The sequence below is a fragment of the Mesorhizobium sp. AD1-1 genome, assembly GCF_020164655.1.
GTDB classification, from domain to species: Bacteria; Pseudomonadota; Alphaproteobacteria; order Rhizobiales; family Rhizobiaceae; genus Mesorhizobium; species Mesorhizobium ciceri.
This window is the reverse complement of record NZ_JAIUGP010000005.1, coordinates 307,859-333,859: the sequence shown is the minus strand read 5'-3', so window position 1 is coordinate 333,859 and position 26,001 is coordinate 307,859. Positions and strand designations below refer to the sequence as shown.

General features: G+C 63.4%; 27 protein-coding genes and 1 pseudogene. 15 read left to right on the top strand and 13 right to left on the bottom strand.

Features of this window, described 5'->3' with window-relative positions; genetic code table 11:
* Positions 1–10: 10 nt before the first annotated feature.
* Entirely contained in the window at positions 11–1,066 is a 1,056-nt protein-coding gene (locus LB519_RS13210) for a sugar phosphate isomerase/epimerase family protein (protein ID WP_224620204.1), read from the bottom strand.
* A 400-nt stretch (positions 1,067–1,466) separates the two neighbouring features.
* Here LB519_RS13210 and LB519_RS13205 point away from each other — a divergent pair, with 400 nt between their 5' ends.
* The 5 genes from LB519_RS13205 to LB519_RS13185 are packed head-to-tail and all read left to right on the top strand — an operon-like array spanning position 1,467 to position 5,717.
* On the top strand, positions 1,467–2,354 hold the full coding sequence (locus LB519_RS13205) for a sugar phosphate isomerase/epimerase family protein (RefSeq protein WP_013529508.1): 888 nt from the start codon (positions 1,467–1,469) through the stop codon (positions 2,352–2,354).
* 59 nt (positions 2,355–2,413) lie between these two features.
* A complete protein-coding gene (locus tag LB519_RS13200) occupies positions 2,414–3,583 on the top strand; it encodes a mandelate racemase/muconate lactonizing enzyme family protein (RefSeq protein ID WP_023812460.1) in 1,170 nt (389 codons plus the stop codon).
* A 2-nt stretch (positions 3,584–3,585) separates the two neighbouring features.
* A complete protein-coding gene (locus tag LB519_RS13195) occupies positions 3,586–4,302 on the top strand; it encodes a FadR/GntR family transcriptional regulator (protein WP_013529506.1) in 717 nt (238 codons plus the stop codon).
* Between the two features lie 5 nt (positions 4,303–4,307).
* Positions 4,308–5,288, top strand: a complete 981-nt coding sequence (locus tag LB519_RS13190; protein ID WP_224620203.1) for a hydroxyacid dehydrogenase — start codon at positions 4,308–4,310, stop codon at positions 5,286–5,288.
* A 42-nt stretch (positions 5,289–5,330) separates the two neighbouring features.
* Positions 5,331–5,717 (top strand): hypothetical protein, encoded by a 387-nt coding sequence (locus LB519_RS13185; RefSeq protein WP_224620202.1) that lies wholly within the window; start codon positions 5,331–5,333, stop codon positions 5,715–5,717.
* 18 nt (positions 5,718–5,735) lie between these two features.
* Here LB519_RS13185 and LB519_RS13180 read toward each other — a convergent pair whose 3' ends face one another.
* Entirely contained in the window at positions 5,736–7,031 is a 1,296-nt protein-coding gene (locus tag LB519_RS13180) for an amidase (RefSeq protein WP_224620201.1), read from the bottom strand.
* A gap of 119 nt (positions 7,032–7,150) precedes the next feature.
* Between LB519_RS13180 and LB519_RS13175 the strand changes: the two genes are divergently transcribed.
* Positions 7,151–7,498, top strand: coding sequence for a GFA family protein (locus tag LB519_RS13175; RefSeq protein ID WP_224620200.1), 348 nt, complete (start codon positions 7,151–7,153; stop codon positions 7,496–7,498).
* A gap of 96 nt (positions 7,499–7,594) precedes the next feature.
* Here the strand turns inward: LB519_RS13175 and LB519_RS13170 are convergent.
* A pseudogene (locus LB519_RS13170) lies at positions 7,595–8,386 on the bottom strand (MFS transporter); the annotation flags it as partial.
* A 139-nt stretch (positions 8,387–8,525) separates the two neighbouring features.
* On the opposite strand from LB519_RS13170, the gene LB519_RS13165 reads away from it, so the two are divergent.
* Entirely contained in the window at positions 8,526–8,957 is a 432-nt protein-coding gene (locus LB519_RS13165; protein WP_013529500.1) for a DUF4437 domain-containing protein, read from the top strand.
* A 12-nt stretch (positions 8,958–8,969) separates the two neighbouring features.
* Here the strand turns inward: LB519_RS13165 and LB519_RS13160 are convergent, their stop codons facing one another.
* The 7 genes from LB519_RS13160 to LB519_RS13130 all read right to left on the bottom strand — a co-directional run bounded on the left by LB519_RS13160 (position 8,970) and on the right by LB519_RS13130 (position 15,676).
* Positions 8,970–10,055 (bottom strand): ABC transporter ATP-binding protein, encoded by a 1,086-nt coding sequence (locus LB519_RS13160; protein WP_013529499.1) that lies wholly within the window; start codon positions 10,053–10,055, stop codon positions 8,970–8,972.
* Positions 10,055–11,158, bottom strand: a complete 1,104-nt coding sequence (locus LB519_RS13155; RefSeq protein ID WP_224620199.1) for an ABC transporter ATP-binding protein — start codon at positions 11,156–11,158, stop codon at positions 10,055–10,057. Before LB519_RS13155 ends, LB519_RS13160 begins: the two co-directional genes overlap by 1 nt.
* On the bottom strand, positions 11,155–11,376 hold the full coding sequence (locus tag LB519_RS13150; protein WP_013529497.1) for a hypothetical protein: 222 nt from the start codon (positions 11,374–11,376) through the stop codon (positions 11,155–11,157). The genes LB519_RS13155 and LB519_RS13150 overlap by 4 nt, the downstream gene beginning before the upstream one ends.
* The gene (locus LB519_RS13145; RefSeq protein WP_013529496.1) at positions 11,373–12,332 is read right to left on the bottom strand and encodes a carbohydrate ABC transporter permease; all 960 of its coding nucleotides are present in this window, start codon (positions 12,330–12,332) and stop codon (positions 11,373–11,375) included. Before LB519_RS13145 ends, LB519_RS13150 begins: the two co-directional genes overlap by 4 nt.
* 1 nt (position 12,333) lies before the next feature.
* Positions 12,334–13,239 (bottom strand): carbohydrate ABC transporter permease, encoded by a 906-nt coding sequence (locus LB519_RS13140; RefSeq protein ID WP_013529495.1) that lies wholly within the window; start codon positions 13,237–13,239, stop codon positions 12,334–12,336.
* A 65-nt stretch (positions 13,240–13,304) separates the two neighbouring features.
* Positions 13,305–14,621, bottom strand: a complete 1,317-nt coding sequence (locus tag LB519_RS13135) for an ABC transporter substrate-binding protein (protein ID WP_013529494.1) — start codon at positions 14,619–14,621, stop codon at positions 13,305–13,307.
* A 359-nt stretch (positions 14,622–14,980) separates the two neighbouring features.
* Entirely contained in the window at positions 14,981–15,676 is a 696-nt protein-coding gene (locus LB519_RS13130; RefSeq protein WP_013529493.1) for a TetR/AcrR family transcriptional regulator, read from the bottom strand.
* 109 nt (positions 15,677–15,785) lie between these two features.
* Here LB519_RS13130 and LB519_RS13125 point away from each other — a divergent pair, with 109 nt between their 5' ends.
* The 3 genes from LB519_RS13125 to LB519_RS13115 are packed head-to-tail and all read left to right on the top strand — an operon-like array spanning position 15,786 to position 18,285.
* Positions 15,786–16,982, top strand: a complete 1,197-nt coding sequence (locus tag LB519_RS13125) for a Tm-1-like ATP-binding domain-containing protein (RefSeq protein WP_013529492.1) — start codon at positions 15,786–15,788, stop codon at positions 16,980–16,982.
* Positions 16,983–16,996: 14 nt separating this feature from the next.
* Positions 16,997–17,863: a phosphoenolpyruvate hydrolase family protein gene (locus LB519_RS13120; RefSeq protein ID WP_224620198.1), complete on the top strand. Its 867-nt coding sequence runs from the start codon at positions 16,997–16,999 to the stop codon at positions 17,861–17,863.
* A 5-nt stretch (positions 17,864–17,868) separates the two neighbouring features.
* Positions 17,869–18,285 carry a cupin domain-containing protein gene (locus LB519_RS13115; RefSeq protein ID WP_013529490.1) on the top strand — a complete coding sequence of 139 codons (417 nt, stop codon included), beginning with the start codon at positions 17,869–17,871 and terminating at the stop codon, positions 18,283–18,285.
* Between the two features lie 110 nt (positions 18,286–18,395).
* Here the strand turns inward: LB519_RS13115 and LB519_RS13110 are convergent, their stop codons facing one another.
* Entirely contained in the window at positions 18,396–19,586 is a 1,191-nt protein-coding gene (locus tag LB519_RS13110) for a M24 family metallopeptidase (RefSeq protein WP_224620197.1), read from the bottom strand.
* Positions 19,587–19,648: 62 nt separating this feature from the next.
* Positions 19,649–19,870, bottom strand: coding sequence for a hypothetical protein (locus tag LB519_RS13105; protein ID WP_224620196.1), 222 nt, complete (start codon positions 19,868–19,870; stop codon positions 19,649–19,651).
* Positions 19,871–19,960: 90 nt separating this feature from the next.
* Between LB519_RS13105 and LB519_RS13100 the strand changes: the two genes are divergently transcribed.
* From LB519_RS13100 to LB519_RS13080, 5 genes are all read left to right on the top strand, one after another.
* A complete protein-coding gene (locus tag LB519_RS13100; RefSeq protein ID WP_224620195.1) occupies positions 19,961–21,571 on the top strand; it encodes an ABC transporter substrate-binding protein in 1,611 nt (536 codons plus the stop codon).
* Positions 21,572–21,823: 252 nt separating this feature from the next.
* The gene (locus LB519_RS13095) at positions 21,824–22,810 is read left to right on the top strand and encodes an ABC transporter permease (RefSeq protein ID WP_224620194.1); all 987 of its coding nucleotides are present in this window, start codon (positions 21,824–21,826) and stop codon (positions 22,808–22,810) included.
* Positions 22,807–23,637 (top strand): ABC transporter permease, encoded by an 831-nt coding sequence (locus LB519_RS13090; protein ID WP_127365902.1) that lies wholly within the window; start codon positions 22,807–22,809, stop codon positions 23,635–23,637. Before LB519_RS13095 ends, LB519_RS13090 begins: the two co-directional genes overlap by 4 nt.
* Positions 23,634–24,536 carry an ABC transporter ATP-binding protein gene (locus LB519_RS13085; protein ID WP_224620193.1) on the top strand — a complete coding sequence of 301 codons (903 nt, stop codon included), beginning with the start codon at positions 23,634–23,636 and terminating at the stop codon, positions 24,534–24,536. Before LB519_RS13090 ends, LB519_RS13085 begins: the two co-directional genes overlap by 4 nt.
* On the top strand, positions 24,533–25,333 hold the full coding sequence (locus LB519_RS13080; protein ID WP_013529483.1) for an ABC transporter ATP-binding protein: 801 nt from the start codon (positions 24,533–24,535) through the stop codon (positions 25,331–25,333). Before LB519_RS13085 ends, LB519_RS13080 begins: the two co-directional genes overlap by 4 nt.
* 25 nt (positions 25,334–25,358) lie before the next feature.
* Here LB519_RS13080 and LB519_RS13075 read toward each other — a convergent pair whose 3' ends face one another.
* A complete protein-coding gene (locus LB519_RS13075; RefSeq protein ID WP_224620192.1) occupies positions 25,359–25,970 on the bottom strand; it encodes an NAD(P)-dependent oxidoreductase in 612 nt (203 codons plus the stop codon).
* Positions 25,971–26,001 lie beyond the last annotated feature (31 nt).

The following is a 26,001-nucleotide window of genomic DNA, read 5'->3' as shown; positions in this document are numbered from 1 at the left end:
GAAAATCGAGCTAGATTCCCATCATGGCGCGCAGCAACTTCTTGTCGGTGGTGCCAGCGGCGAAGTCGTCGAATGCCTTTTCCGTCACCCGGATGATGTGGTGCTCGATGAAAGGCGCGCCTTCGGCCGCACCATCCTCCGGATGCTTCAGGCAGCACTCCCACTCCAGCACCGCCCAGGAATCATAATTGTACTGCGTCAGCTTGGAGAAGATGCCGCCGAAATCCACCTGTCCATCGCCCAGCGAACGGAAGCGCGCGGCGCGGTTGGTCCAGCTCTGATAGCCGGAATAGACGCCTTGCCGGCCGGTCGGGTTGAACTCGGCGTCCTTGACGTGGAACGCCTTGATGCGCTCGTGATAGATGTCGATGAATTCGAGATAGTCGAGCTGCTGCAGCAGGAAATGCGACGGATCGTAATTGATGTTGCAGCGCTTGTGGCCGCCGACCGCGTCGAGGAACATCTCGAAAGTGGCGCCGTCGAAAACGTCTTCAGACGGGTGAATTTCATAGCCGACATCGACGCCGTTGTCCTCGTACACGTCGAGAATCGGCTTCCAGCGTTTGCCGAGCTCGCCAAACGCTTCCTCAATGAGTCCAGCCGGCCGCTGCGGGAACGGATAGAGGTAAGGGAAAGCCAGCGAGCCGGTAAACGACACTGAAGCATTCAGGCCTAGATTACGCGATGCTTTGGCGCCGAACTTCATCTGCTCGACAGCCCACTTCTGCCGGGCTGCGGGATTGTTATGCACCGATGGCGGCGCAAAGCCATCCATCTGCGCGTCATAGGCAGGATGCACCGCCACCAATTGCCCCTGCAGATGCGTCGACAATTCCGTGATCTCGACGCCGGCGTCGGCGCAAATGCCTTTCACCTCGTCGCAATAGGCCTTGGAAGAGGCTGCCTTCTTGAGATCGAACAGCCGCGCGTCCCAGGTCGGGATCTGCACGCCCTTGTAGCCGAGACCGGCCGCCCATTTGGTGATCGACGCCAGTGAGTTGAACGGCGCGGCGTCGCCCGCGAACTGCGCCAGAAACAGCCCCGGGCCCTTCATTGTCGTCGGCATCGGCATCCTCCCTCATTTCTCTCGCGACCGAGCATAGCGCCGATTGGAAACAGGGCCAGCCACTTTGGTCTTTTCTCAACGGGCGCTTGCACGCACCACCATTCTGGTATTACCAAATGTGGAATTTTGGTCAAGCCTTGCAATGCGCCATCATGACCCCAAAACCACCCGGCGCAGGCATATATATCTCAATATAATCAAGGAAATACTCCACAGCGAAAGTTGCATCCCGGCGCTTCTTGCCGATCCGGATAATTTGCTGTAGACCTCGCTTCAGGCCCAATTGGTCGAACCAGTTTGCGAGAAAAGGCTGGGAACGCCTTGGGGAGGAACCTTTGTGTCGCCTTTTGGCGATGCATGTCGCAGGCGAACCATAGAGACGAGTTGGGAAGGACAGACCATGCATCTTTCGACGCACAACTGGATGCGCGCGGAACCCTTGGAAACGACGCTCAAGCGCATCAAGAAATTCGGCTATGAGTCGATCGAGATTTCCGGCGAACCCGAGCAGTACAAGACCAGGGAGACCCGGGCGCTGCTGAAGGAGCATGGCATTCGTTGCTGGGGCGCGGTGACCCTGATGCTGGGCGAGCGCAACCTTGCCGCCAGGAACCAGGGCCAGCGCGAGCGTTCCGTTCAGTATGTCAAGGACGTGCTGACCATGGTCAGCGAACTCGATGGCGAGATCATCACGCTGGTTCCGGCGACCGTCGGCAAGGTCGTGCCTGACGGCACCGAGGAAGAGGAATGGAAGTGGGTCGTCGACGCCACCCGCGAATGCTTCACCCACGCCAAGAAGGTCGGCGTCAAGATCGCTGTTGAACCGCTCAACCGCTTCGAGACCTATCTGTTCAATCGCGGCGCCCAGGCGCTGGCTTTGGCCGACGCGGTCAGCCCCGAATGCGGTGTCTGCCTCGACGCCTACCACCTCCATATGGAAGAATTTAACGTCTATGACGCGATCCGGCAGGCCGGAAAGCGCCTGTTCGACTTCCATGTCGCCGACAACAACCGCTTCGCCGCCGGTCTCGGCCAGATCGACTGGCCGAAGATCGTCGCCACCTTGCGCGAGATCGGCTACGACGGCGCGTTGACCAACGAGTTCGTCGCGCCCGTCGACCGGACGCCGGCGGCCCCCTATCCCGACATGGTCGAGCGCAATCCGGTCGATATCTCGCCCGAACAGCTGAAGTTCATCCAGGACCACGGCTCCAGCGTGCTCACCGAGAAATTCTACACCGACCAGATGCGCATCAACGCCGAAACGTTGCTGCCGCTGATCAAGTAGTCGACTGCCTCAGGGAAATTCGCCCTTCCGCCCTGACCGGCGCAGGGCTGGGGAAGAATATGCGTATCAAGTCCGTCCAAGCCTGGTGGATCCGCGTTCCGATCGAAGCCGCTCGGCAGCACCGCAGCGACTTCGGTCAGGTGACGACCTTCGACGCCGCCATCCTGCGCATCGAGACCGATGACGGGCTGGTCGGCTGGGGCGAAGGCAAGAACGCCGCCGGCAGTGCCGGCAGCTACGGTGCGCTCGTCCATATGCTGAACCATGAGGTCGGGCCGCAGCTGGTTGGCCGCGATCCGGCCGACATCGGCGTCATCTGGGAGATGCTCTACAATGGCGTGCGCCACGACAGCGCCGCACGCGGCGGCCACGCCATGCCGCAGCTGGCGCGGCGCGGCATGAGCATCGCGGCGATCAGCGCCGTCGACATCGCCCTGTGGGACATTCTTGGCAAATCGCTTGGCGTTCCTGTCTGGCGGCTGCTCGGCGGCCGCAAGCTCGATCGCATGCCGGCTTACGCGTCTGGCGGCTGGGCGGCCGCCGACGCCATCGGCGAGCAGTTGAAGTCCTATATCGCCAAGGGCGGTTTCAAGGCACTGAAGATGCGGGTTGGCGCCATGGACGGCGCGGCGCACATTTCCGCCACCCGCGTGCGCGCCGCACGGCAGGCGCTCGGCCCCGATGTCGAACTGATGGTCGACGCGCACGGCACCTACACGGTGGCTGAAGCCAAGCGCTTCATCCATCTCGTCAACGACCTTGACCTGGCGTGGTTCGAGGAACCTATCATCGCCGACGATAAGCCGGGCATGGCCGAAGTGCGGGCAAGTGGCGCCGTTCCGATCGCCACCGGCGAAAGCGAGGCGACCCGCTACGCCTTCCGCGACCTTGCCGTGCTCAAAGCCGCCGACATCTTCCAGCCCGATCCCGCCTTCTGCGGCGGCATCAGCGAGGCGATGAAGATCGGCACCATCGCCAGCGCCTTCAATCTGCGCTTTGCACCGCATTTGTGGGCCGGCGCGCCCTGTTTTTTCGCAGGCTTGCATGTCTGCGCCGCCTCGCCGTCGAGTTTCACCGTCGAATATTCGCTCGGCGCCAACCCGATGATCCATGATCTGGTCGAAGAGACTGTCGAAGCCAGGGACGGTATGATAGCGATCCCGGAAAAACCGGGTCTGGGATTCACCATTTCGGAGCGGTTCCTGGAGGCGCACGCGCAACGCGGTTGACGATGAAAGAAAAGAACCTTCTCGCGGAACTCGCTGCCTACCTGTTCTCCCATTCGGACAAGGAGAGCGGCCGAACGCCATCGGAGCGCGAACTGGCGGAGCATTTCGCCGTCAGCCGCGGTCAGATCCGCGAGGCGCTGGCCATCCTGGAGGCCATGCGCATCGTTGAGCGCCGGGCCAAGTCCGGCATCTACATCGACACCAAGCAGGCCAGTGTGGAGGCCATGGCGCTCTTTGCCCGCGCGGGCCTGCCGCTCGACCCGATCCAGATCTACGAGACGGTCGAACTGCGCAAGATCCACGAGATCAAGGCGGCCGAACTTGCCTGTTCGCGTGCCACAGAGGAAAATTTCGAGCGGCTGCGCGAAATCCTGAAGGCTTCGGAAGAGCGCATCGCCGCCGGCGAAGGGCTTGCCAGGGAAGACCGCGAATTTCACCTCGAAATCGTGCGCGCCACCAAGAACAGCGTCTTCCACAATGTCTGCAGCGTCTACTACATGATGGGCGAGCAGCGCCTGCCGATCTATTTCAACGACCCCGAGCGCAACGTGCGCTCGCATGCCGAGCATATCCAGATCTATGAGGCGCTGCTGCGCCGCGACGGCAATCTCGCACAGGCGCTGATGAGCGCCCATCTGCAGGGCGCTGAGAGCTACTGGAAGGGCCTGATCGAGGGCCATGGCGAGGAGCCGCAAAGCCCGGCGCTCGAAAAAGCTTGACCGACATGGCCCGTATCCTCACGACCCACGCCCTGCACCCGCGCGCCTCGGCTATGCTCTCCGGCGCCGGAGAGCTCGTCGTCGCCTCCGCCATCGATCCGGCCACGCTGGCCGCCGAAGCCAGGAATGCCGACATCGTCATCGTGCGCGCGCCGCTGCCCCCACAGCTTTTCGACGGCGCAAAGCTGCTGCGGGCGGCAATCCGTCATGGCGCCGGGCTCGACATGATCCCGATGGAAGCAGCGACGGCCGCCGGCGTGCTGGTGGCGAATGTGCCGGCGGTCAATGCCCGATCGGTGGCCGAACACGTCATGTTCGTGGCCCTCGCCTTGCTGCGCAACTTCCGCGTCGTCGACCGCGACCTGCGCGCCAAAGGCTGGCTTGCCGGCCGCGAGCACGCCAACGCCAACAGCGAGCTTGCCGGCAAGACGATCGGCATTGTCGGCCTCGGCGCCGTCGGCCAGGCGGTCGGCCATATCGCCGCGCACGGCTTCGACCTGAAGGTGGTGGCAACGACGCGCAGCATGCAGCCAGCGCCGGACAAGGTCGGCTTCCTGTCGATCGACGCTCTCGTCGAGCAGAGCGACATCATCGTTCTGTGCTGCCCGTTGACGCCGGAAACGCGCGGCCTGATCAACCGTGAGCGGATCGCCCGCATGAAGCCGCAGGCGCTGCTGATCAACGTGTCGCGCGGACCGGTCGTCGACGACGACGCGCTGATCGAGGCCTTGCAGAAACGGCGCATCGGCGGCGCCGCGCTCGACGTGTTTGCGACGCAGCCGCTGCCGTCGAACCATCCCTATTTCGGCTTCGACAATGTTATCGTCACGCCGCACATGGCGGGGATCACCGAGGAATCGATGATGCGCATGGGCGTCGGCGCGGTGGGCGAAGCCCTGCTGGTTCTGGCGGGCAAGCTGCCGGTCAATCTGCGCAATCCAGAAGTGGTCGATCACTATCGGCGGCGGTTTCCGGCGCGCCTGTAACACATCGCGGTTTCGCCCCAATTCTCCGCGACGTTGAGAGCCATGTCCGGTCCTCGCCTCGCCTTCCTCTTTGTCGCTGCCTGTTCGCTCTGTGCCATGCCGGCATTCGCGGCCGAGAGAAGTTATGTCTATTGCGACAACGGGCTGCGCTGCTTCAAGGCGCCCTGCCCGTCCAACAGCGCACTCGACCTTGCCACCGGGGCGATCATCAAGGGCGTGTCGATCGACCCCAGCGGATTGCCGCAGGCCGACAAGGCCATAACCGATCTTTCCGACGCGCTTTATGCAGGCAAGATCGTCGTCAGGGGCTCGATCGAGCACCGCACCCAGACGATCACCGGCAAGGAGTACAATCTGCCCTGGCTGGTCGCGACCCGGATCGTACGGACCGCCAAGGACAGCGAACGCAAGCACTGTTCGTCGCGCTGATGGGCGGTTCAGCCCTGCTCACGCGCCAAGCAGCTGCTCCACCTCTGCTGCTATGCGCAGCAGGCGTTGGTCATGGCCGTTGCGCGCCACCAGCATCAAGCCGGCGGGCAGCTGAGTGCCCGGCATCGGCAGCGAGATCGCGCAGAGATCGAACTGGTTGGCAACCTGCGTGTTGCGCAGCAGCAGGCCTTCGGTGCGGTCACGCAACTCAGGGTGGTCAGCCATCGAGACGATGGTCGGCGCCGTCACCGGTGTGGTCGGCAAGGCCAGCACATCGACCGAGGACAGCCGCTCGTCCATGGCGGCGCCGAGCGCTGTACGACGGCGCATTGCCCTGATGTAGACAGGCGTCGGCAGCATGGCTGCCCGCGACAAAGGTCCGCTGACATGCGGGTCGACCGGCACCGATGCCCCTGTCGCCAGCCAGTCGGCATGCACTTCGGCCCCCTCCATCGCGGCGATCGAACCACGCTTGGTGGCCGCGCGCAAATCGGCAAGCAGATCGTCGATCGACAGTTCCGCGATCCGCGCGCCCGTCTGCTCGATCTTGCCAAGGCAGCGGTCGAACGCGGTCGCCACCTCGTCTTCCGTCTCTTCGAAAAGGACGCCACGCGGAATGCCTATGCGAAGCCCTGCCAGGGCAATCGGCGTCAGCGCGGTCGGCACCTCACCGGCCATCACGGCGTCGGCGGCGGCACACTGGGCGACGGTTCGGGCAAGCGGACCGATCGAGTCCAGCGTGGCCGACAGTGGGAACGCGCCGGCGAGCGGCACACGTCGCGCCGTCGGCTTGAAGCCGACGACACCGTTGAGTGAAGCCGGAATGCGTATCGAACCGCCGGTGTCGGAACCGATCGATATTTCGCTCGTGCGCTCGCCGACGGAAACGCCGGCGCCTGAGGAAGAACCACCCGGAATGCGATTGGTGTCCACGGCATTGCCAGGCGTGCCGAAATGCTGGTTGTCGCCGATCGCGGTGAAGGCGAATTCGGTCATGTTGGTCTTGCCGGTGATAACCGCGCCGGCCTGCCGCAGCCGGCTGACGATCGCGGCATCGCGCAGCGGAGGTGCTGCGGTCTTGAGCATCAGCGAGCCGGCCGTGGTTGGCTCGCCGGCGACATCGAACAAATCCTTGATCGAGACGATGGTGCCGTCGAGCGGCCCGAGCGTCACGCCGGCTTGGCTGCGCGCATCGCTGGCATCGGCCGCGGCCCTCGCGGCTTCGGCATAGAGCTTCGTGAACACACGCTCTTCGCCGGCACGGGCGGCGAGGCGCGCAAGGATGATTTCCAGATGATCACGGACGGATTGCATTTTCGGTGTCGGACTCCGGACGCCTTGAACGTCTTAAGGGATAGCGGCCAGTGCCTGGCTTGCCGAGACTTAACCCGGCGCAGGCGGTTTTGCACCCTGTCGAATGCGAGGAAAATCCGATGCTCTACAAAGGCAGCTGCCACTGCGGCAAGGTCGCCTTCGAATTCAAGGCCGAACTGACCGGCGCCATCAGGTGCAATTGCTCGATCTGCTCGCGCAAGGGCGCCCTGTTGTGTGCCATCCCGCACGAGACCTTGCGGGTCCTGGCCTGGGGCGACGATTTGGGCACCTACACATTCGGCAATCATACCATCGCGCACCGGTTCTGCCGGGCCTGCGGTATCCATCCCTTTGCGGAGGATGTCCGCGAGGGCCGTGAACGCAGCGCCTACATCAACATCAACTGCGTGGCCGATCTCGACCCCTCGATCCTGTCGGTCTTCGATTTCGACGGGCGGTCGGCCTGAGTTCGTTCGTTGCTGCCGTCACAACGGCGTCGACCGAAAACCGTGATGGTTCTCGGGCCGACGCGCAGGTGTCAGGGAAGCCTGATTGCGGCGAGGCTACTCGGTCTGCTTCGGGCCGCGCAGGAACACCACGCTGGCCGCCAGCAATGTCGCCGCGCCGCAATAGGCGAAGGCACTGGCGACGCCGGTGTGGTCGACCAGCAGGCCGCCGAAGACGGCGCCGAGCGCGATCGCCACCTGGAACGTCGCCACCATCAGTCCGCCGGCGCTTTCTGCCTGGTCGGGTGCTGCCCGCACCAGCCAGCTCTGCAGCCCGACCGGAACCGCGCCGAAAGCAAAGCCCCAGACCGCAACGGCGGCAGCGGCGATCGTCGGCGAAGCTCCGAAAACCAGCATCGAGGCGGCGGCCGGTGCGATCAGCAAGGGCGCCAGCCCAACGGCTGCCTTGAGGCTGCTCTCGGCCAGGATGCCGCCGGCGACATTGCCGAAGAAGCCGCCAATGCCATAGGCCAGCAGCACCAGCGAGATCGTCTCGATGTCGAGCACGGGGACCTTCTCGAGGAAGGGACGGACATAGGTGAAGCCGGCAAAGTGTCCCGAAGCGACCAGCAGCACGACCAGCAGCGCCACCCGGATCGACGGACGCTTCAGCACGTCGAGCAAGGTGCGGAAGCTTGCCACACCCACGGGGGGCAATTTCGAAATGGTGGCCAGCTGCACCAGCAGTGCCAGGGCGGCGACCACGGTCGCAATCATGAAGGCCGTGCGCCAGCCCCAGATGTCACCGACATAGGCGCCGACCGGCGCCGCACAGACGGTCGCCAGCGAAACGCCGGTCAGGATGATCGACATGGCGCGCGGCATCAATCGCATCGGCACCAGCCGCAGCGTGGCCGTGGATTGCCGGGTCTGGATGAATTGCCAAGCCTTCCGGACGCAATGCCATTGCCGGGCTACCCGCATGCAATAGCTTGCCAGAACCAGGCAGCGAGAGGCCGGCGTCCAGTCGGCCCGAAGAGGAGAACCAATGCCAAATCATCCGAAGCTCATCGCACTCGCCGTCATGCTTGCGGTTCCCGGGCGCGCCTTTGCCCTCGAGGACAGCTACCTGCCGGCCGACAAGATCCCCTATGTGGCGGAAGTACCCGACCAGCCGCATCGTCTTGGCCCATTGTGGGGCGAGCGGGCCAAGGGTCCGGCAGGCACGTTGCTGAAGGTTCCCGGCAACTGGCGCGCACCGGTCCATGCGCACACCGCGGATTATCGTGCGGTGGTCATAAAGGGGATGTGGGCGCACTGGCAGATGGATGGCGGCGAGGCGACCAAGGTCGAACTGCCTCCTGGATCCTACTGGACCCAGAAAGCCAATGAGATGCATGACGACGCCTGCGTCTCCGACACGGAATGCGTGATCCTGCTGATCAACGACACGCCCTACGAAACCTACTTCCAGAAATAGGCTGGGATGCGGCTACGAGGCGTGACGCAAGCTGACGCCGCTGCCCTTGTCGAACAGCACCACCTTGTCGGGGTTCCAGGCAAAGCGCACCGCCTGCTCGATGGCGACGTCGGTCCTGGCCGGCACGGTTGCACGCAGTGTCGCGTCGCCGACGCGCAGCGTCAGGATCTTTTCGACGCCGTGGTTCTCGACGTCGTGGACACGCGCCTCGACCGGCGCGCCGCTCTCGAGATAGACGTCCTCGGGACGAATGCCGAAGACGAGCGGGCGACCATCGGTCGCCCCGCCCGCTTTGGCTCCCCCTGAAAAAGGCAATTCGAAATTCAGCGGCGCCATCACCGCGCGGCCGTTCACGAGCTTGCCGTCGATGAGGTTCATCGGCGGCGAACCGACGAAGCTCGCCACATAGGTGTCGCGTGGATTGTTGTAGATCTCATGCGGTGTGCCGGTCTGGACGATTCGGCCATGGTTGAGCACGCCGACCTTGTCACCCATCGACATCGCCTCGATCTGATCGTGGGTGACGAACAGGAAGGTGGCGCCGAGCTGTATCTGCAGGTTCTTCAGTTCAGTCCGCAGCGCCTCGCGCAGCTTGGCGTCGAGCGCAGACAGCGGCTCGTCCATCAGGAACACACGCGGCTTGCGCACAATGGCGCGGCCGATCGAGACGCGCTGCATCTCGCCGCCGGACAGCCGATCCGTCTTGCGGTCGAGCAGATGCTCGATCCGCAGCGTACGGGCGGCACGGTCGACACGGTCCTTGATCTCGGCGTCGGGCAGCCGGCGAATTTTCGGCTTCAGCGGGAATTCGAGATTTTCGCGCACCGTGTAGCGCGGATAGAGCGAATATTGCTGCAGCACCAGCGCCACGTCACGCTCGGCCGCACCCCAGTCGGCAACGTCGACGCCGTCGATGAAGACCTGGCCTTCGCTGGGCTTTTCCAAGCCGGCGATAAGCCGCAGCGTCGTCGTCTTGCCGGCGCCCGTCTCGCCCAGCAGCACGAAGAACTCGCCATCGGCAATATCGAGATCGAGCCCGGTGAGCGCCGTGTGGTTGCCGAAGGTCTTCGAGATGTTCTTGAGCTGGATATGGGCCATCAGAGTCTCACCTCGAGCGACTTGCCGCTTGCCTTGTCGAAGAAATGCGCCTGGGTCGGGTCGATCCTGGCGAAGACCCTTTCACCGGGTCCGGCAACGAAGCCGCTCTTGGTGCGGACCCGCAGCAACTCGGTTCCGACCTTGAGATCGACGATGTCGAAGGAGCCGAGCGGCTCGACGATATGTGTGTCGACAGGCACGAAGCCCTCGGTCGCCTCGCGCCGGATGAGCACGCCTTCCGGCCGTATGCCAAGCGCCAACTGGCCGCCGGCATGGCCGTTGAGCTTCGACAGCAGCGCTCGCGGGAACTCGAAGCCGGCGGCGGCTCCACCGACCGTCACCGAAACCGAGGACGCCGTCTCGGCCACCGCCGCATCGGTGACATTCATCACCGGGCTGCCGACGAATTGCGCCACGAACAGATTTGCCGGCTGCGAATAGACCTCGTCGGGCGTGCCGACCTGCTGCAAGACGCCTGCGTGCATGATGACGATGCGGTCGGCCAGGCTCATGGCCTCGATCTGGTCGTGCGTGACATAGATGGTGGTCGAGCCCTGCTTGATGTGCAGCCGCTTGATTTCCGCGCGCATCTCCTCGCGCAGCTTGGCGTCGAGCGCGCCGATCGGCTCATCCATCAGCATGGCTTTCGGCCGCCGCACCAGAGCGCGGCCAATGGCGACGCGCTGCATGTCGCCACCGGAGAGCGCCGACGGCTTCTTGTCCAGCAGGTCGGTGATCTGCAGCGTCTTGGCGACGGAGCGCACCTCGCTGTCGATCTCCGTCTTGCTCTTGCGCGTGGCGCGCAAGGGGAAGGCGATGTTCTCGTAGACGCTCATATGCGGATAGAGCGAGAACGACTGGAACACCATGGCGATGTCGCGATCGGCGGCCTTCAAATGCTGCACCGGCTTGCCGTCGATGAAGATGTCGCCCTCGTCGATGGTTTCCAGCCCGGCGATGGCGCGCAGCGTCGTCGTCTTGCCGCAGCCCGATTGGCCGAGCAGCACGATGAACTCGTTGTCGGCGATCTTGAGGTTCAGGTCCTTGATGACCTGGACGGCGCCGAAGAATTTCTGGACGCCGCGAAGCTCGATCTGGGTCAATGCTGTGCTCCCGGATTGCGCACCTGGCCGGTGCCGGCCTTCTCCTCGGGCGCGATCTTGGAGGTTACGTTGAAGCCGACGAGCCCGATCAGGATGATGGTCAGGCCATAGCTGTGCAGCAGCATGTTCCAGGGCTGGCAGAGCGCGACGATGCCGAGCACCATCAATATCTGCGACCCAGGTTCAAGGTATTTCTGGTTGAAGGCGCGAAAACTCATTTGCGGATCGCTCCGAAGGACATGCCGCGCAGCAGATGATTGCGAAGCAGGAAGGTGAAGATGGCGACCGGCAGCAGGAACAGGAAGGTTCCGGAGGCGATCACCGTCCAGTCCGGCAGGCCCGAACCGACCTGGCTCGGGATGAAGGGAGGCGCGGTCTGGGCGCGGCGGTTGGTCATGATCAGCGCAAAGGCGTATTCGTTCCATGCGGTGATGAAACAGAACACGGCGGTGGCGGCGATGCCCGTTGCGGCCTCCGGCAGCACGATCTTGAAGAACGCCTCCATGCGCGTGTAGCCGTCGACAAGCGCGGCCTCCTCATATTCCTTCGGAATCTCGTCCATGAAACCCTTCATCAGCCACACGGAGAAGGACAGGTTGAAGGCGGTGTAGAGAATGATCAGGCCCAGATGCGTATCGTTGAGCCCGACTGCCCGGTACATCAGGAACATCGGGATGGCGACCACCACCGCCGGCAACATGCGCGTCGACAGGATGAAGAAGAGCAGGTCCGCTTCCCCCTTCACCTTGAAGCGCGAGAAGCCATAGGCGGTGAATGTCCCCATGCCGACCGCCAACACCGTCGAGGTGATGGCGATGATGAGCGAGTTCAGGAAGCGGCTCGGATATCCCGACCATTGCACCTGGCCCTTGCCGTCGCGCACGATCTTCTCGCCGCCGTCGAACACGACGCGCTCCCACCACGGGGCGGCGGCATATTCTTCGGCCGACGGCGGGCTGCGCAACTGTGAGCGCTTTGTGAAAAGTTTGACGAAAGGCGAGATGGTCGGCTCGAACATCACCGTCGGCGGGATCGTCGTGGCCAGGTTGCGTGGCTTGAACGAGGTCGCCACGATCCAGTAGATCGGCGCCAGGAAGATGATCGTCACCAAAAGGACGGCGACAATAGCGACCTTGTTGAGCGCCCGTTCACCCGAAGTCTGGACGGCCGCCATCTCAGCGCTCCTTAACTTTGTTGAGGTATTTCACATAGATGTTGGTGATCGCCAGCACCATGATCAGCACGATATAGGCAAGCGCGCAGGAGCGCCCCGTCTGCCATTCCTGGAAAGCCATCTTGTAGAGACGGATGGAAATCACCTCCGTGCTCGGCTGCGTCGACAGCACATAGGCAAGATCGAAAGTCTTGAAGGCTTCCATGGTGCGGAAGATGACCGCGATCATCAGGATCGGCGCGACCAGCGGCAGCGTGATGCGGAAGAAGGTATAGAACGGCCCGGCGCGGTCGATCGCGGCAGCTTCGTAAAGATGCTTCGGCACCGCCGAAAGCCCGGCGAGCGACAACAGCATGACGAAGGGCGACCACATCCAGATGTCCGTGAACGCGACCGCGTAGAGCGCCATCTTCGGGTCGCCGAGCCATTGGAATTTGCCGAGGTCGAGCACGTAGTTGATGACACCCCAGGACGGATCGTAGAGCAGCTTCCAGAACAGGCCGACCACCGCCATCGAGAGCATCATCGGCAAGAGCAGCAATGTCGTGATCAGGCCCTTGAGCGGAATGGTGCGATTGAGCAGCATTGCCGTTCCAAAGCCGACGACAACCTGACCGACGACCGAGACGATGACGTATTTCGCGGTCACCGCGAAATTGTTCCAGATATAAGGGTCGCTGAGGAGCTCGCGATAGTTCTTCAGTCCGACGAAATTGGCCGGCGCATTGGTCGATGCGCGGAAGTCGGTGAAGGAATAGCCGAGCGAATAGATCAGCGGAAAGATGTTGAAGACGATCAGGAACACGATCGTCGGGATGATGAAGAGGTTGCGTATCGAAATGTCGCTGAGGCCGCGAGAGGCGGCTCTGGAGGAGGTATTCAGCGGTGTGATCATTGTGGTCGCCAAGACCTGCTCCCATTCCTGAAAAAGAAAACGGAGGAGGCGCAGGCCTCCTCCGCACTACATGTCGGTTATTGGCCGCGGCCGTATTTCTTGAACGTGGCGTCCCAATCCTTCGCCAGCGCATCCAGCATTTCCTTGGCCGTACCATCGCCGTTTACGATGTACGGATAGACACGCTGGTTGAGCTGCTGCAGCAGTTCCGCATACTCCGGCACCGCCCAGAAGTCCTTGACCTTGAACATCGTGTCGTAGAAGGCCTTGTTGTAGGGCGTGGCGTTCTGGAACTCGGCCGATTCCAGCACGGCCTTGTTGCAGGTGTAGCCGCCGAGGGCCGCCCACTTCTTCTGCGTATCGTCCTGGATGAACCACTTCAGGAATTTCATCGCCTCTTCCTTGTTGTTGGAATAGGAGACGACGGAAATGCCCTGGCCGCCGAGCGCGGCGAACTGCTCGCCACCTGGACCTGCCGGGTTGGCGAAGAAGCCGGTGTTCTTGGCGTTCGGGTTCGACGCCTCGTTGATCAACGAGGGGAAGAAGGCGAAGTAGTTCATGCTCATCGCCGCCAGGCCTTCGGTGATGGCCTGGTTGTTCTCGACGAAAAAGGCGTTGGTCCAGCCCGGAGGCGTGAAGCCGAACAGCTTGCGGTAGTTTTCCGCCGCGGCCACCGCCTTGTCCGAGTTGATGATGCCGTCGACCTTGTAGGTGCCGAAGTCGCCGAGCTCACCGCCATACGAGAACAGCGCGTTCTCGAAGCCCATCGCCAGGCCGTCATACTGGTTCTGTGTGTAGATGGCGATGCCGTAGCGGTTCTGGTCGGGCCTGTTGAAGAACTCCGCGATGTCGGTCATTTCCTTGAAGGTCTTCGGAACGGCAAGGTCGTAGCCATACTTGGCCTTGAACGCTTCCATTTCCTTCGGATCCTCGAACCAGTCCTTGCGGTAGGCCCAGCCCACGGCGTCGCCCTCGGCCGGGATCGACCAGTATTTGCCGCTGTTGCCGGGATATTCGGAGTAGAACTTGACCGTCGCCGGAGCCATCTTGTCGAGAACCTTGTTCTCTTTGACGAAGTCGGTGAGGTCGACATAGTGACCGCCCTCGGAGGCGGCACCAAGCCATTGCGAGTCGCCGACGACCAGGTCATAGGCGCTGCCCTTGGCGTTGAACTCGGTAAAGGCCTTGGTCTGGAAGTCGGCCCACGGGGTGGTTTCCACCGTGATCTTGACGCCGGTTTGCTTCTCGTACTCGTTGCCGAGCTCCTGCAGATAGTTTGCGGGATCCCATTCAGCCCAGAAGATGGTGAGTGACTTTTCCTGCGCGTAAACGGACGTTCCGCAGGCAAGCGTTAAGCCGATACCAGCAAGTACGCTGGTCACTAACTTGCGCATAATGATTTCCTCCCTTGTGCGCGTTCTACCTTATCGTGCGAGCCGGCAACGTGGCCGGCCCTGGTAGTTCCTCCCGTGATCGCACCTTTCCGGTTTCGAGCCTCCTCGCCCCGCCGGAAAATGGATCGCAGCCCTCACTTTCGATCCGCTTTTCTGATCCAATCTGGTATTACCAATTTTGCATGCGCGTCAAGCCCTTTCTTGGCAGCTTGACGTGGCCATTTCCATCGGATTACCGCTTTATCTGCCTGTTTTACCAAGATTTTCCTACTCAGTGATATGATCGGGTATTGTCCAATACCCCACCCAACCGCTAAGATCAGTAGTGTGCATGCCAATCTGGTCGAACCAGTTGGGCTCTATTTCACGACTGCCTTCGGATCGAGGCTGCCTCCTTCATCGACCGATTCCGCCACTGCCGCACGCACCAGCGCCCCGGCCGCCCACTGTGCGACCGACATCGTCCGGCGGCTGTCCAGCCCCCAGATATCCTTGAGCACGATCAGCACCTCGACGCCGAAGATAAGCGACAGCGCCTGTGCCAGCCGCTTGAAGTCGCGCGGCGGCAAACGGCCCTTGAGCGGCGCGATCGCATCCTTCAGCAGGTCGATGCGGTGGCCACGCGTAAAGGCGGGCTCACCGCCCAGCGTGCCGGCCTGACGCCGCGCCCATTGATCGAGCGACAGCTTCAGTGCTGCCTTGAACGTAGCCTCGAAGGCCTCGATGCGCGGCATGGCCGTGTCGAACAGCTCGGCGACCCGGCGCTCGGCATCGGCGGAGGTCGATTGCCAGGTGAGGATTGGCCCCAGCCCCTCGTCGACGACGGCCTGCACCAGTGCCGACTGGCTCGGGAAGTAACGATAGGCGGTGGCGCGGGAAACCTCGGCCGCCTCGGCGACCTCGCTGACTGAGGGCGTGACGCCCGCCTGCATCAGCCTTGTTGCCGTCTCCAGCATCAGCCGTTTGGTCCGCGCGCGCGGCCCACGTTCGGGCACTGGGCCGGTTGCCCGTTCAGCCTCGTCGCTCGCAGCGGATTGTTGACGTGAGACATTCATACCAATACGATACGCGCGTCTCAAAAATTTGCAATGGTCCGCATCGTCAAGTGGCCCGGGCAATGAGCGATGGGGGCGGCATCGCGCCTGCCAGGATTAGGAGAGCGCAATGAAGCGTATTTATGTGGTGGGTACCGCGGACACCAAGGGCGAGGAACTCGCCTTCCTGGCCGATGCGATCACTGCTGCGGGCGCCCTCGTTTGTCGTGTCGATGTCGGAACGCGCGACGCAACCATCCCCGTCGATATCAGCGCGAGGGAAATCGCCGACCATCATCCCGGCGGCCGTGAAACCGTGCTCGGCGGCAATGATCGCGGCGCCGCGGTCGCCGCAATGGGCATCGCCTTCGCCCGCTTTGCCCAATCGCGCAACGACATCGCGGCCATGATCGGCATCGGCGGCGGTGGCGGCACATCGATCGTCACGTCGGGCATGCGCGCCCTGCCGCTCGGCCTGCCCAAGATCATGGTCTCGACGCTCGCCTCCGGCGATACCGCTCCCTACGTCGATGTCTCCGACATCATCATGATGCCTTCTGTGACCGACATGGCCGGACTGAACCGGCTCTCCCGTGTCGTGTTGCACAACGCGGCTCAAGCCATATCAGGCATGGCGGCCAGCCCGGCGCCACCGCCCGACGGCAAGCCATCGATCGGCCTCACCATGTTCGGCGTCACCACGCCTTGCGTGACCGCCATCGCCGACCAGCTCCGTTCCGGATATGACTGCATGGTCTTCCACGCCACCGGCACCGGCGGCCGCAGCATGGAAAAGCTGGCCGACAGCGGCTTGCTGTCCGGCGTCGTCGACATCACCACGACCGAAGTCTGCGATCTTCTGTTCGGCGGCGTGCTGCCGGCGACGGAGGATCGTTTCGGCGCCGTCGCACGCACGGGGCTGCCCTATGTCGGCTCCGTCGGCGCGCTCGATATGGTGAACTTCTGGGCGCCTTCGACCATCCCGGAACACTATCGCGACCGGCTGTTCTACGAACACAATCCCAATGTCACGCTGATGCGCACCACGGCGGACGAATGCCGTGCGATCGGCGAGTGGATCGGCACCAGGCTCGCCCGCTGCGGGGGACCGGTGCATTTTCTCATCCCGGAAAAAGGCGTCTCGGCGCTCGACATCGAAGGCGGCGCCTTCTTCGACCCGGAAGCCGACGCCGTTCTGTTCGATGCCATCGAGCGCACCATCAAGCCCAACGGCAAGCGCCGCGTGACGCGCCTGCCGCTGCATATCAACGACCCGGAATTCGCAAAGGCAGCAACAGCGGCCTTCCTCGACATCGCCAGACAGTGAGAGACCTCAAAAAAATGCCCGCCATACCGCGCAAGGACATCTTGAAGAAATTCAGGGGAATGATCGACAAGGGCGTGCCGATCGTCGGCGGCGGCGCCGGCACCGGCCTGTCGGCGAAGGCCGAGGAGGCCGGTGGCATCGACCTCATCATCATCTACAATTCCGGCCGCTACCGCATGGCCGGGCGCGGCTCGGCCGCCGGCCTGCTCGCCTATGGCAACGCCAACGAGATCGTAAGGGAAATGGCCTATGAGGTGCTGCCGGTGGTCAGACACACGCCGGTGCTGGCCGGCGTCAACGGCACCGACCCGTTCGTCATCATGCCGCTGCTGCTGGCAGAGCTGAAGACGATGGGCTTTTCCGGCGTGCAGAATTTTCCCACCATCGGCCTGTTCGACGGCAGCATGCGGCAGAGCTTCGAGGAGACCGGCATGGGCTTCGGCCTCGAGGTCGACATGATCGCCGAGGCGCACAATCTCGACCTCTTGACCACGCCCTACGTCTTCAACCCGGATGAGGCGCGCGCCATGACCAAGGCCGGCGCCGACATCGTCGTCGCCCATATGGGTGTGACGACAGGCGGCTCGATCGGCGCCACGTCGGCCAAGTCGCTCGACGACTGCGTTCAGGAGATCGACGCCATCGCCAACGCGGCGCGCTCGGTGCGCAAGGATGTCATCCTGCTTTGCCATGGCGGCCCGATTTCGATGCCCGACGACGCCCGTTACATTCTCTCCCAGGCCAAGGGCCTGCACGGCTTCTATGGCGCCAGCTCGATGGAACGGCTGCCGGCGGAAGCCGCGATCGCCAAGCAGACGGCCGATTTCAAGGCCGTCGCGCTCGGCGGCCAGAAGATCACATTCAAGAAAAAGAAGGGATGAGAGAGATGACCGACAAGAGCAAAGTGTTCGTGTACCCGAAGGACGTCAGCGCCTTCGGCTTCGACTGGGGAAAATTGGCGCTGACGGTGGCGCCCGAAGTGAATGGCGCAACCCGCTTTTCCGGCGGCGTCGTCGACCTGCCTTCCGGCAAGGGCCACACGCGCCACAACCATCCGGGCGCGGAAGAAATCATCTTCGTCATCTCAGGCCATGGCGAACAGATGGTCGAGGACGAGAAGGGCAATCCGATGGTCGAGAAGGTCGGCCCCGGCTGCACCATCTACGTGCCGGAAAGCCGCTTTCATTCGACGCTCAACACCGGCGACGGGCCGATGCAGCTGTTCGTCGTCTATTCGCCGGCAGGACCTGAACTGGTTTTGCGTGAGCTGCCGGATTTCAGGCTGATCCCGCCGGGGCAGTGATCTTTCCTCGGTTCCGGCTCCCTCCTCTCCCCTCGGGGAGAGATCGGATTGCCCCGAATTGCTTTTCCCGGATGGCAATCCGGGTGAGGGGGCAGCAGCCTCAATACCAGCTAGGCGGTCGCACCCCTGTTCCATCCCCTGCCCCGGTCGCCGAACATCAAATAACCAGTGTCGGTGACCGCCAGCGTGTCTTCCAGCTTGATGAAGCCCCGTGTCGGGTGAAGCATGGTCGTCTCCACCGACAGCACCATGTTCTTCTCCAGCGGTTTGGCCGCATAGGTGCCTTCATAGGTCACCGGATGGTTGGTCATCAGGAACGGCGCCTCGTGCGTGATCAGGCCCATGCCATGGGCGAAGAAATCCGTGTAGGGCGCGACCTTCGAAGCCTTCAGCACGCCCTCGGCATGCGAAATCATGTCGCCGCCCAGCGTGCCCGCTTTGACTTTTGAGAAGGCCGCCTGCTGCACCGTCTCGACCTCGGCCAGCAGATCTTCGAGCTCGGCATCCGGTTCGCCGAGAATGCCCATCCGGCAGAGGTCCCCTATATAGCCGTGATAATTGCCGCCGGAATCGATTGACAGCACCTCGCCTTTTTCCCACGCCTGCGGTGAAGCGGCGCGGTTGTGGCTGGCACCCAGCGTCAGCAGGCAATATTCGAAATGGATGCCGCGATTGGTTTCCTCGCGCCGCAGCTGCTCGATGATCTCGCTTTTAGTCGTGCCTTCACGCGCCCAGGCAATGGTCGCCAGCATGGAATCGGTGATCAGTTCGGAGGCCGTGCGCAGCTTCTCCAGCTCCGCATCGGTCTTGATGGCGCGCATACGCTCCAGCATGTCGGTAGCATCGATCAGCCTGGCATCCGGCAACGCCTTGCGGATCAGCGTATAGGCGTCCGATGGCAGGAAGCCAGGCTCGATGCCGATGCGCGCGCCGGCCTTGCCGATCTTCTGCAGGTGCTCGACCGCAAGGTTGGCGGCGTCGAGCGTGCCCCAGCAGGCGGCGTGCAGCGTCGGCGTCCAGAACGGATTGTTCTGGTGCTCGCCGCCCTCCATGCGGTTGCCGATATAGGCGGCATGGTCCGGCCCGCCCTTTTCGTACACGACGATCGGCAGGTACCGGCTGTGGCCGATCGCATCCATGGCGGCGAAGAAGATGAACTTGTAACCGCCCAGCAGGTATCGCGTGTTGTGCTTGGAGGTGGCGAGCAGCACATCGATGCCGGCCTCCTCCATCAGCCGGTCGACCCTTGCCTGGTCGAACGGGATATTGCCGACGGCATTCTTGCCCGGAGCAATGTTCATCTCTCTCTCCCTGAATTGCCTGGGACCGCCGGCCGTTCCGCTCGCGATCCCCTGGCCATGACTCAAATCTGCACCATCTTGCCCGCTCTGGTCCAGCCAGAAATAGGGCAAACAGCACCGTTCGATGTCATCATACCTTTGTCTGTCGCATATCCCATCAATTTGGTCCTACCAGATTGACGTGATAGAAGCGCATGCTCCAAACTGGTCCAGCGGACGAAAATTTCAAAGCCAAGCGAGGATGCGCCAATTCCGTCTCTGGCGAAACCCTCGGCAAGGCTCATAATCGCCGCCGCAAGGATGCTGGCGGGCTTGCCGGCGTTCGAGGGGTATTGGCGCGCCCAACCGGGTGGCGGAGAGGACGGAGTTCGATCATGTCAGGTTTCACGATTTCCAGACGCACGATGCTTTCCGGCTCGGCAATGCTGCTGGCCTCCACCGCCATGCCGACACCGGGCTGGGTGCAGACGCCGAAGAAGGGCGGACGACTGGTGCTTGCAGCCGATTCCGAACCGCGCAACCTCAACCCGGCGATCGTCGCCTCCAACGGCGTCTTCTTCATCTCCAGCAAGATCGTCGAAACGCTGGCCGAAGCCTCCTACGACGGCAAGGACGGACTCGCGCCAAGGCTGGCGCTGAGCTGGGAGGGTGCCGCCGACGGGCTCTCGGTGACGTTCAAACTGCGCGACGGCGTCAAATGGCATGACGGCAAGCCGTTCACCTCGGCCGACGTCGCCTTCTCGGCGCTGCAAATCTGGAAGCCGCTGCAGAATCTCGGCCGCACCGTGTTCAAGGATCTGGCCAGCGTCGACACCCCCGACGATCTCACCGCCGTGTTCAAATTCGCCAAGCCGACGCCGTTCCAGCTGATCCGCAACGCGCTGCCGGCGCTGAGCAGCGTGGTGCCGAAGCACATCTACGAGGTTGGCAAGATCGAGGACAACCCGGCCAACAACGCGCCCATCGGCACCGGACCGTTCAAATTCGGCGAGTACAAGGCCGGCCAGTATTACCGGCTGACCAAAAACACCGACTACTGGGGCAAGGACGAGCCCTATCTCGACGAGATCATCTATCAGGTGCTGCCGGATCGCACGTCCGCGGCCAGCGCGCTGGAGGCCGGAGAGATCCAGCTGGCGGCCTTTTCCGCCGTGCCGCTGGCCGACCTCGACCGCATCTCGAAAGTGCCGGGCCTGAAAGTGATCACCAAGGGTTACGAAGGGCTGACCTATCAACTCGTCGTCGAGATCAACCATCGCCGCAAGGAACTGGCCGACGTCAAAGTGCGCCAGGCGATCGCGCATGCCATCGACAAGGATTTCGTCGTCAAGACGGTGTTCCTCGGCTATGCCGCGACAGCCACCGGCCCGGTGCCGAAGAACGATCCACAATTCTACACCGCCGATGTGCCGACCTATGCCTTCGACGTCGCCAAGGCCAACGCGCTGCTCGATGAAGCCGGCTACAAGAAAGGCCCGGACGGCAAGCGCTTCACGCTGAAACTGCTGCCTGCGCCCTATTTCAACGAGACAAAACAGTTCGGCGACTATCTGCGCCAGGCGCTCGCCGCCATCGGCATCGACGCTGAGCTGGTCAACAACGACTCGGCCGCGCACATCAAGGCGGTCTACACCGACCACGCCTTCGATCTCGCGGTCGGTCCGCCGGTGTTCCGCGGCGATCCGGCGATCTCGACCACCATCCTGGTGCAGAGCGGCATTCCCGACGGCGTGCCGTTCTCCAACCAGGGCGGCTACAAGAACGATGCGCTCGATGCGCTCATCGCCAAGGCATCGGAGACGCTCGACGCATCAGCCCGCACCGACCTCTACAAGGAATTCCAGAAGGCGGTGGCTGCCGACCTGCCGCTGATCAACGTCGCCGAATGGAGTTTCATCAGCGTCGCGCGCGACACCGTCGGCAACATCGCCAACAACCCGCGCTGGGCGGTGTCGAACTGGGCGGACACGTATCTGGAATCGTGACAGAATTGCGCGGATGAGAATTCGCGAAATCATCGTAGGCGTTGAGTTCTACGAGGTCCCCCTCTGTCCTACCGGACATCTCCCCCTCAAGGGGGGAGATTGGCCGCTTGTCTGTCCCGCGAATTCTTCAACGTTGGAGATTGGCGAAGCCAAAAGAGACAGCCGATCTCCCCCCTTGAGGGGGAGATGTCCGGCAGGACAGAGGGGGGTGCCTAGGCGCAATCCTGACCAGCGTATCGCTGCGACGCCCCAATGACTCGCGCGCTCACTCTCATCCGCCATCGCCTCGTCGGCAGCATCTTCGTGCTGCTGATCGTCGTCATCGGCACGTTCCTTTTGCTCGAGGCCGCCCCTGGCGACGCGGTCGATGCCTATATCGTCTCGACCGGCGGCGACGCCGGCATGATCGAATTGTTGCGCCATCGCTGGGGCCTCGACCAGTCGGAGCTGACGCGGCTGGCCAACTATCTCTGGGCGCTGTTGCATCTCGACCTCGGGCAGTCGGTGACCTTCTCCAGGCCGATCCGCGACGTGATCCTCGAACGCCTGCCCAACACGCTGCTGTTGATGGTCAGCGCCACCGCGCTCTCCTTCGGGCTCGGCTCGGCACTCGGCATCTATGCCGGTGCGCGGCCCGGGAGTTTGCGCGACCGCTTCCTGTCGATCGGCTCGCTGGCGCTCTATGCCGTGCCGGGTTTCTGGCTCGGACTGGTGCTGATCGTCGTCTTTGCCGTCGACCTGCGCTGGCTGCCGATCGGCGGCATCGAGACCCTGGCTTCCGACAAGACCGGCCTTGACCGCGCAGCCGACATCGCCGTCCATCTTATCCTGCCTGTTTCGGCCCTCGGCTTCATCTACCTGGCGCTCTATCTGCGCATGATGCGCGCCGGCATGGCCGAGGTCTGGCGGCAGGATTTCGTCTTGGCCACGCGCGCCAAGGGATTATCACGCCGCCGCATCGTGCTCGCCCACGTCGCCCGCAATGCACTGCTGCCGCTGGTCACCATGCTCGGCCTGCAGTCGGCGCAGATGCTCGGCGGCAGTGTCGTCATCGAGAGCGTCTTTTCCGTGCCCGGCCTCGGCCGGCTGGCGCAGGAGGCAGTCGCCTCCCGCGATACGCCGCTTCTGCTCGGCATTATTCTCACCAGCGCCGTCCTGGTCATTGTCATCAACCTTGCCGTCGACATCGCCTATGCCTTCCTCGACCCGCGCGTCGGCGCCAGCGAGGCCGGCGCATGAGTGCCCTCCGCCGCTTTCTGCGCACGCCCGAGGCGGTCGCCGGCGCCATCCTCCTGGCGGCGCTGATCGCCATGGCGCTGTCGGCGTCGCTGCTGTTTCCCGGCGATCCGCAAGCGATTGCCGGGCCGGCGCTGCTGCCGCCGTTCCAGGACTGGTCGCTGCCGCTTGGCACCGATCGGCTTGGCCGCGACGTGCTGGCCGAGCTTTTTCATGGCGCCCGCACATCGCTGGCTGTCGGGATCGCCGCCGCGGCCGCCGCACTTGTCATCGGGGCAGTGGTCGGCACATTGGCCGGCTTTGCCGGCGGCCTCGTCGACGAGGTGCTGATGCGCATCACCGACGCCTTCCAGACCGTGCCGAGCTTCCTGCTGGCACTGGCCTTCGTCAGCGTCGTCGGACCGTCGCTCGGCATCGTCGTGATCGCCATCGCGCTCGGCACCTGGACCGGACCAGCCCGTGTCGCCCGCGCGGAAGTCCTCTCCATTCGCGAACGCGATTATGTCGCCGGCGCCAGGGTCATCGGCATGCACCCGCTGGCGATCGCCTTTCGCGAGGTGCTGCCCAATGCCTTGCCGCCGGTGCTGGCGATGTCGTCGGTGATCGTCGCCGCGGCGATCCTCACCGAGGCGGCCTTGTCGTTCCTCGGCCTGGGCGATCCCAACCGGGTCACCTGGGGCGGCATGATTGCCGAAGGCCGCGCTGTCCTGCGCACCGCGCCCTTCCTGTCGATCGTCCCGGGCATAGCGCTGGTGCTGACCGTGCTCGGCGTCTATCTCGCCGGTGAAGGCATCGTCGAGACGACGGCGGTCAGGAGAGGCCTGTCGTGACCGCGCTGGCTTCGATCCGCGACCTGACGGTGACCTACCGCCGCGACGGCAACGAGGTGGCGGCGCTGAAGGATGTCGGCCTCGACATAGAGGCTGGCGAGCGCTTGGCCATCATCGGCGAAAGCGGTTCGGGCAAGAGCACGCTGGCGCTGGCTATTGCAGGGCTGCTGCCGGCAAGCACCAAGACTGAAGGAAAGATCGATTGGTTCCTACCGTCGACGTTGGGCGCCAAGGCACCCCCCTCTGTCCTGCCGGACATGTCCGGCAGGACAGAGGGGGGCCTCGTAGAGCATAGACCGCAAAAGCTCTTCACCAGATCAAGTCACCCTCCCCGCGGCGGCCGCGATATTGGCTTCGTCTTCCAGGACCCATCCGCCAGCCTCGACCCCGTAATGCCAATCGGCAAACAAATCGCCGAAGTCGCCCGCACCCATCTCGGCCTCACCTGGCCGCAGGCATACACGCAAGCAAAAACCCTGCTCGAACGCGTCCGGCTGCCCGATCCTGACTCGGCCTTGCGCGCCTTCCCGCACCAGCTTTCCGGCGGCCAGAAGCAGCGTGTGGCGATCGCCGCCGCCATTGCGGCCGGTCCGAAATTGCTGATCGCCGACGAAGCGACCAGCGCGCTCGATACCATCGTGCAGGCCGAGATCGTCGCCTTGATCCGACGCCTGGTGACCGAGGACGGCATGACGCTGCTGTTCATCAGCCATGACATCGCGCTGGCGGCCGAGCTTGCCGGGCGCATCGCCGTTTTCCGCCATGGGCAGTTGGTCGAGCTTGGCATGACGGCGCAGATTGTCGGCGCCCCGGCCCAGCCCTATACGCGCGCATTGCTTGATGCCGATATCGGCCTCGACACCAAGCCGCTGCTGAACCGAGCCGGGCTCCACGCATGAGCCTGCTGGCGGTGTCCAACCTCACCAAGCGCTACCGTCGCGGCGACAACACCATCGCTGCAGTCGACGATGTCTCCTTTCACATCGAGCCGGGTGAAACGCTGGCGTTGGCCGGACCCTCCGGCAGCGGCAAATCGACGATCGCGCGGGTGGTGCTGCGATTGATCGAGCCGGACGACGGACGCATCGAGTTCGAAGGCGACGATTTCCTGGCCCTGCGCAGCGCAGCACTGCGTGCCCGCCGCGCGCGCCTGCAAATGGTGTTCCAGGACCCGCTTGCCGCCTTCAACCCGCGCGCCACGGTGGCGCGTGTGCTCGACGATCCCTTGCGCATCCATGGCATCGCTTCCCGCAGCGAGCGCCCGCGCCGCATCGCCGCCTTGCTGGAGCGCGTCGGGCTGACGGCGGACCTCGCCCCGCGTGCCATCCACGAAATTTCAGGCGGTCAGCGGCAGCGCGTCGCCATTGCCCGCGCCATCGCCACGAAGCCGTCGCTGATCGTGCTCGATGAAGCGGTGTCGGCGCTCGACGTTTCCGTGCGCGGGGAGATCCTCGAGCTTTTGCTCGACCTGCAGCGCCAGGAAAAGATCGCCTATCTCTTCATTTCACATGATCTCGGCGTCATCCGGTCGATCGCCCACCGCGTTATCCTTCTCGACGCCGGCCGGGTTGCCGAGAACGGCGATGCCCGAACCGTCATCGACGCACCGCAATCGGCCATTGGAAAGGCGCTGGTGGCGGCAGCACCGAGATTGAACCGGACCCTGATGCGGCTGGCGTCGGCCGGCCTCGATTGAGACCCGGCCGCCACCACCCGTTCGCTCAATAGCCGACGGTGAAGCGCTGCCTGATATGGGCCGGCTTCTCGATCTCGTCGACCATGACGATCGCGTAGTCCTCGAAGGAAATGCTGCTGCCCTTGTCGGAGGCGAGAAGCGTGTCCTTGCCGAGGCGGAATTTGCCGGTGCGCTCGCCAGGCACGAACATGGCGGATGGCGACAGGAACGTCCAGTCGAGGTCCTCGACCGTCTTCAATCTGTCCAGGAAGTCGGCGCCCTTCTGCGCTTCTGCCTTGTAGATCGCCGGGAAGTTGGGGCTATCGACCAGCCGCTTGCCGGGCGCGACTTCGAGACTGCCGGCGCCGCCGACGACGAGATAGCGCTTCACGCCGGAGGCGCGCACCGCCTCGATCAGCGCATCGGTATCGCTGTCCAGGAAATGCACAGAGCTGATCACAGCGTCATGGCCGCGGATCAGGTCCGCGAGACCTTCTGTGTCGAAGACATCGCCCTTCCTGGCCGTCACGCCCGGAAGCGCGACAATCTTTTCCGGGTTGCGCGCGATGCCCGTGACGGTATGGCCGCCATCGGAGAGTTCCCTGAGAAGGCGCGAACCGACAGCGCCCGATGCACCAATGAGAGCGACTTTTGCCATGTCTGTTTCCTTATGCTTGGGGGTCTGGAGG

Bases quoted from the DNA above. Each gene is read 5' to 3' on its own strand.
- LB519_RS13210 (WP_224620204.1), bottom strand. From the start codon at position 1,066: ATGCCGACGACAATGAAGGGCCCGGGGCTGTTTCTGGCGCAGTTCGCG.
- LB519_RS13205 (WP_013529508.1), top strand. From the start codon at position 1,467: ATGCATCTTTCGACGCACAACTGGATGCGCGCGGAACCCTTGGAAACG.
- LB519_RS13200 (WP_023812460.1), top strand. From the start codon at position 2,414: ATGCGTATCAAGTCCGTCCAAGCCTGGTGGATCCGCGTTCCGATCGAA.
- LB519_RS13195 (WP_013529506.1), top strand. From the start codon at position 3,586: ATGAAAGAAAAGAACCTTCTCGCGGAACTCGCTGCCTACCTGTTCTCC.
- LB519_RS13190 (WP_224620203.1), top strand. From the start codon at position 4,308: ATGGCCCGTATCCTCACGACCCACGCCCTGCACCCGCGCGCCTCGGCT.
- LB519_RS13185 (WP_224620202.1), top strand. From the start codon at position 5,331: ATGTCCGGTCCTCGCCTCGCCTTCCTCTTTGTCGCTGCCTGTTCGCTC.
- LB519_RS13180 (WP_224620201.1), bottom strand. From the start codon at position 7,031: ATGCAATCCGTCCGTGATCATCTGGAAATCATCCTTGCGCGCCTCGCC.
- LB519_RS13175 (WP_224620200.1), top strand. From the start codon at position 7,151: ATGCTCTACAAAGGCAGCTGCCACTGCGGCAAGGTCGCCTTCGAATTC.
- LB519_RS13165 (WP_013529500.1), top strand. From the start codon at position 8,526: ATGCCAAATCATCCGAAGCTCATCGCACTCGCCGTCATGCTTGCGGTT.
- LB519_RS13160 (WP_013529499.1), bottom strand. From the start codon at position 10,055: ATGGCCCATATCCAGCTCAAGAACATCTCGAAGACCTTCGGCAACCAC.
- LB519_RS13150 (WP_013529497.1), bottom strand. From the start codon at position 11,376: ATGAGTTTTCGCGCCTTCAACCAGAAATACCTTGAACCTGGGTCGCAG.
- LB519_RS13145 (WP_013529496.1), bottom strand. From the start codon at position 12,332: ATGGCGGCCGTCCAGACTTCGGGTGAACGGGCGCTCAACAAGGTCGCT.
- LB519_RS13135 (WP_013529494.1), bottom strand. From the start codon at position 14,621: ATGCGCAAGTTAGTGACCAGCGTACTTGCTGGTATCGGCTTAACGCTT.
- LB519_RS13130 (WP_013529493.1), bottom strand. From the start codon at position 15,676: ATGAATGTCTCACGTCAACAATCCGCTGCGAGCGACGAGGCTGAACGG.
- LB519_RS13125 (WP_013529492.1), top strand. From the start codon at position 15,786: ATGAAGCGTATTTATGTGGTGGGTACCGCGGACACCAAGGGCGAGGAA.
- LB519_RS13120 (WP_224620198.1), top strand. From the start codon at position 16,997: ATGCCCGCCATACCGCGCAAGGACATCTTGAAGAAATTCAGGGGAATG.
- LB519_RS13115 (WP_013529490.1), top strand. From the start codon at position 17,869: ATGACCGACAAGAGCAAAGTGTTCGTGTACCCGAAGGACGTCAGCGCC.
- LB519_RS13110 (WP_224620197.1), bottom strand. From the start codon at position 19,586: ATGAACATTGCTCCGGGCAAGAATGCCGTCGGCAATATCCCGTTCGAC.
- LB519_RS13105 (WP_224620196.1), bottom strand. From the start codon at position 19,870: ATGAGCCTTGCCGAGGGTTTCGCCAGAGACGGAATTGGCGCATCCTCG.
- LB519_RS13100 (WP_224620195.1), top strand. From the start codon at position 19,961: ATGTCAGGTTTCACGATTTCCAGACGCACGATGCTTTCCGGCTCGGCA.
- LB519_RS13095 (WP_224620194.1), top strand. From the start codon at position 21,824: ATGACTCGCGCGCTCACTCTCATCCGCCATCGCCTCGTCGGCAGCATC.
- LB519_RS13090 (WP_127365902.1), top strand. From the start codon at position 22,807: ATGAGTGCCCTCCGCCGCTTTCTGCGCACGCCCGAGGCGGTCGCCGGC.
- LB519_RS13080 (WP_013529483.1), top strand. From the start codon at position 24,533: ATGAGCCTGCTGGCGGTGTCCAACCTCACCAAGCGCTACCGTCGCGGC.
- LB519_RS13075 (WP_224620192.1), bottom strand. From the start codon at position 25,970: ATGGCAAAAGTCGCTCTCATTGGTGCATCGGGCGCTGTCGGTTCGCGC.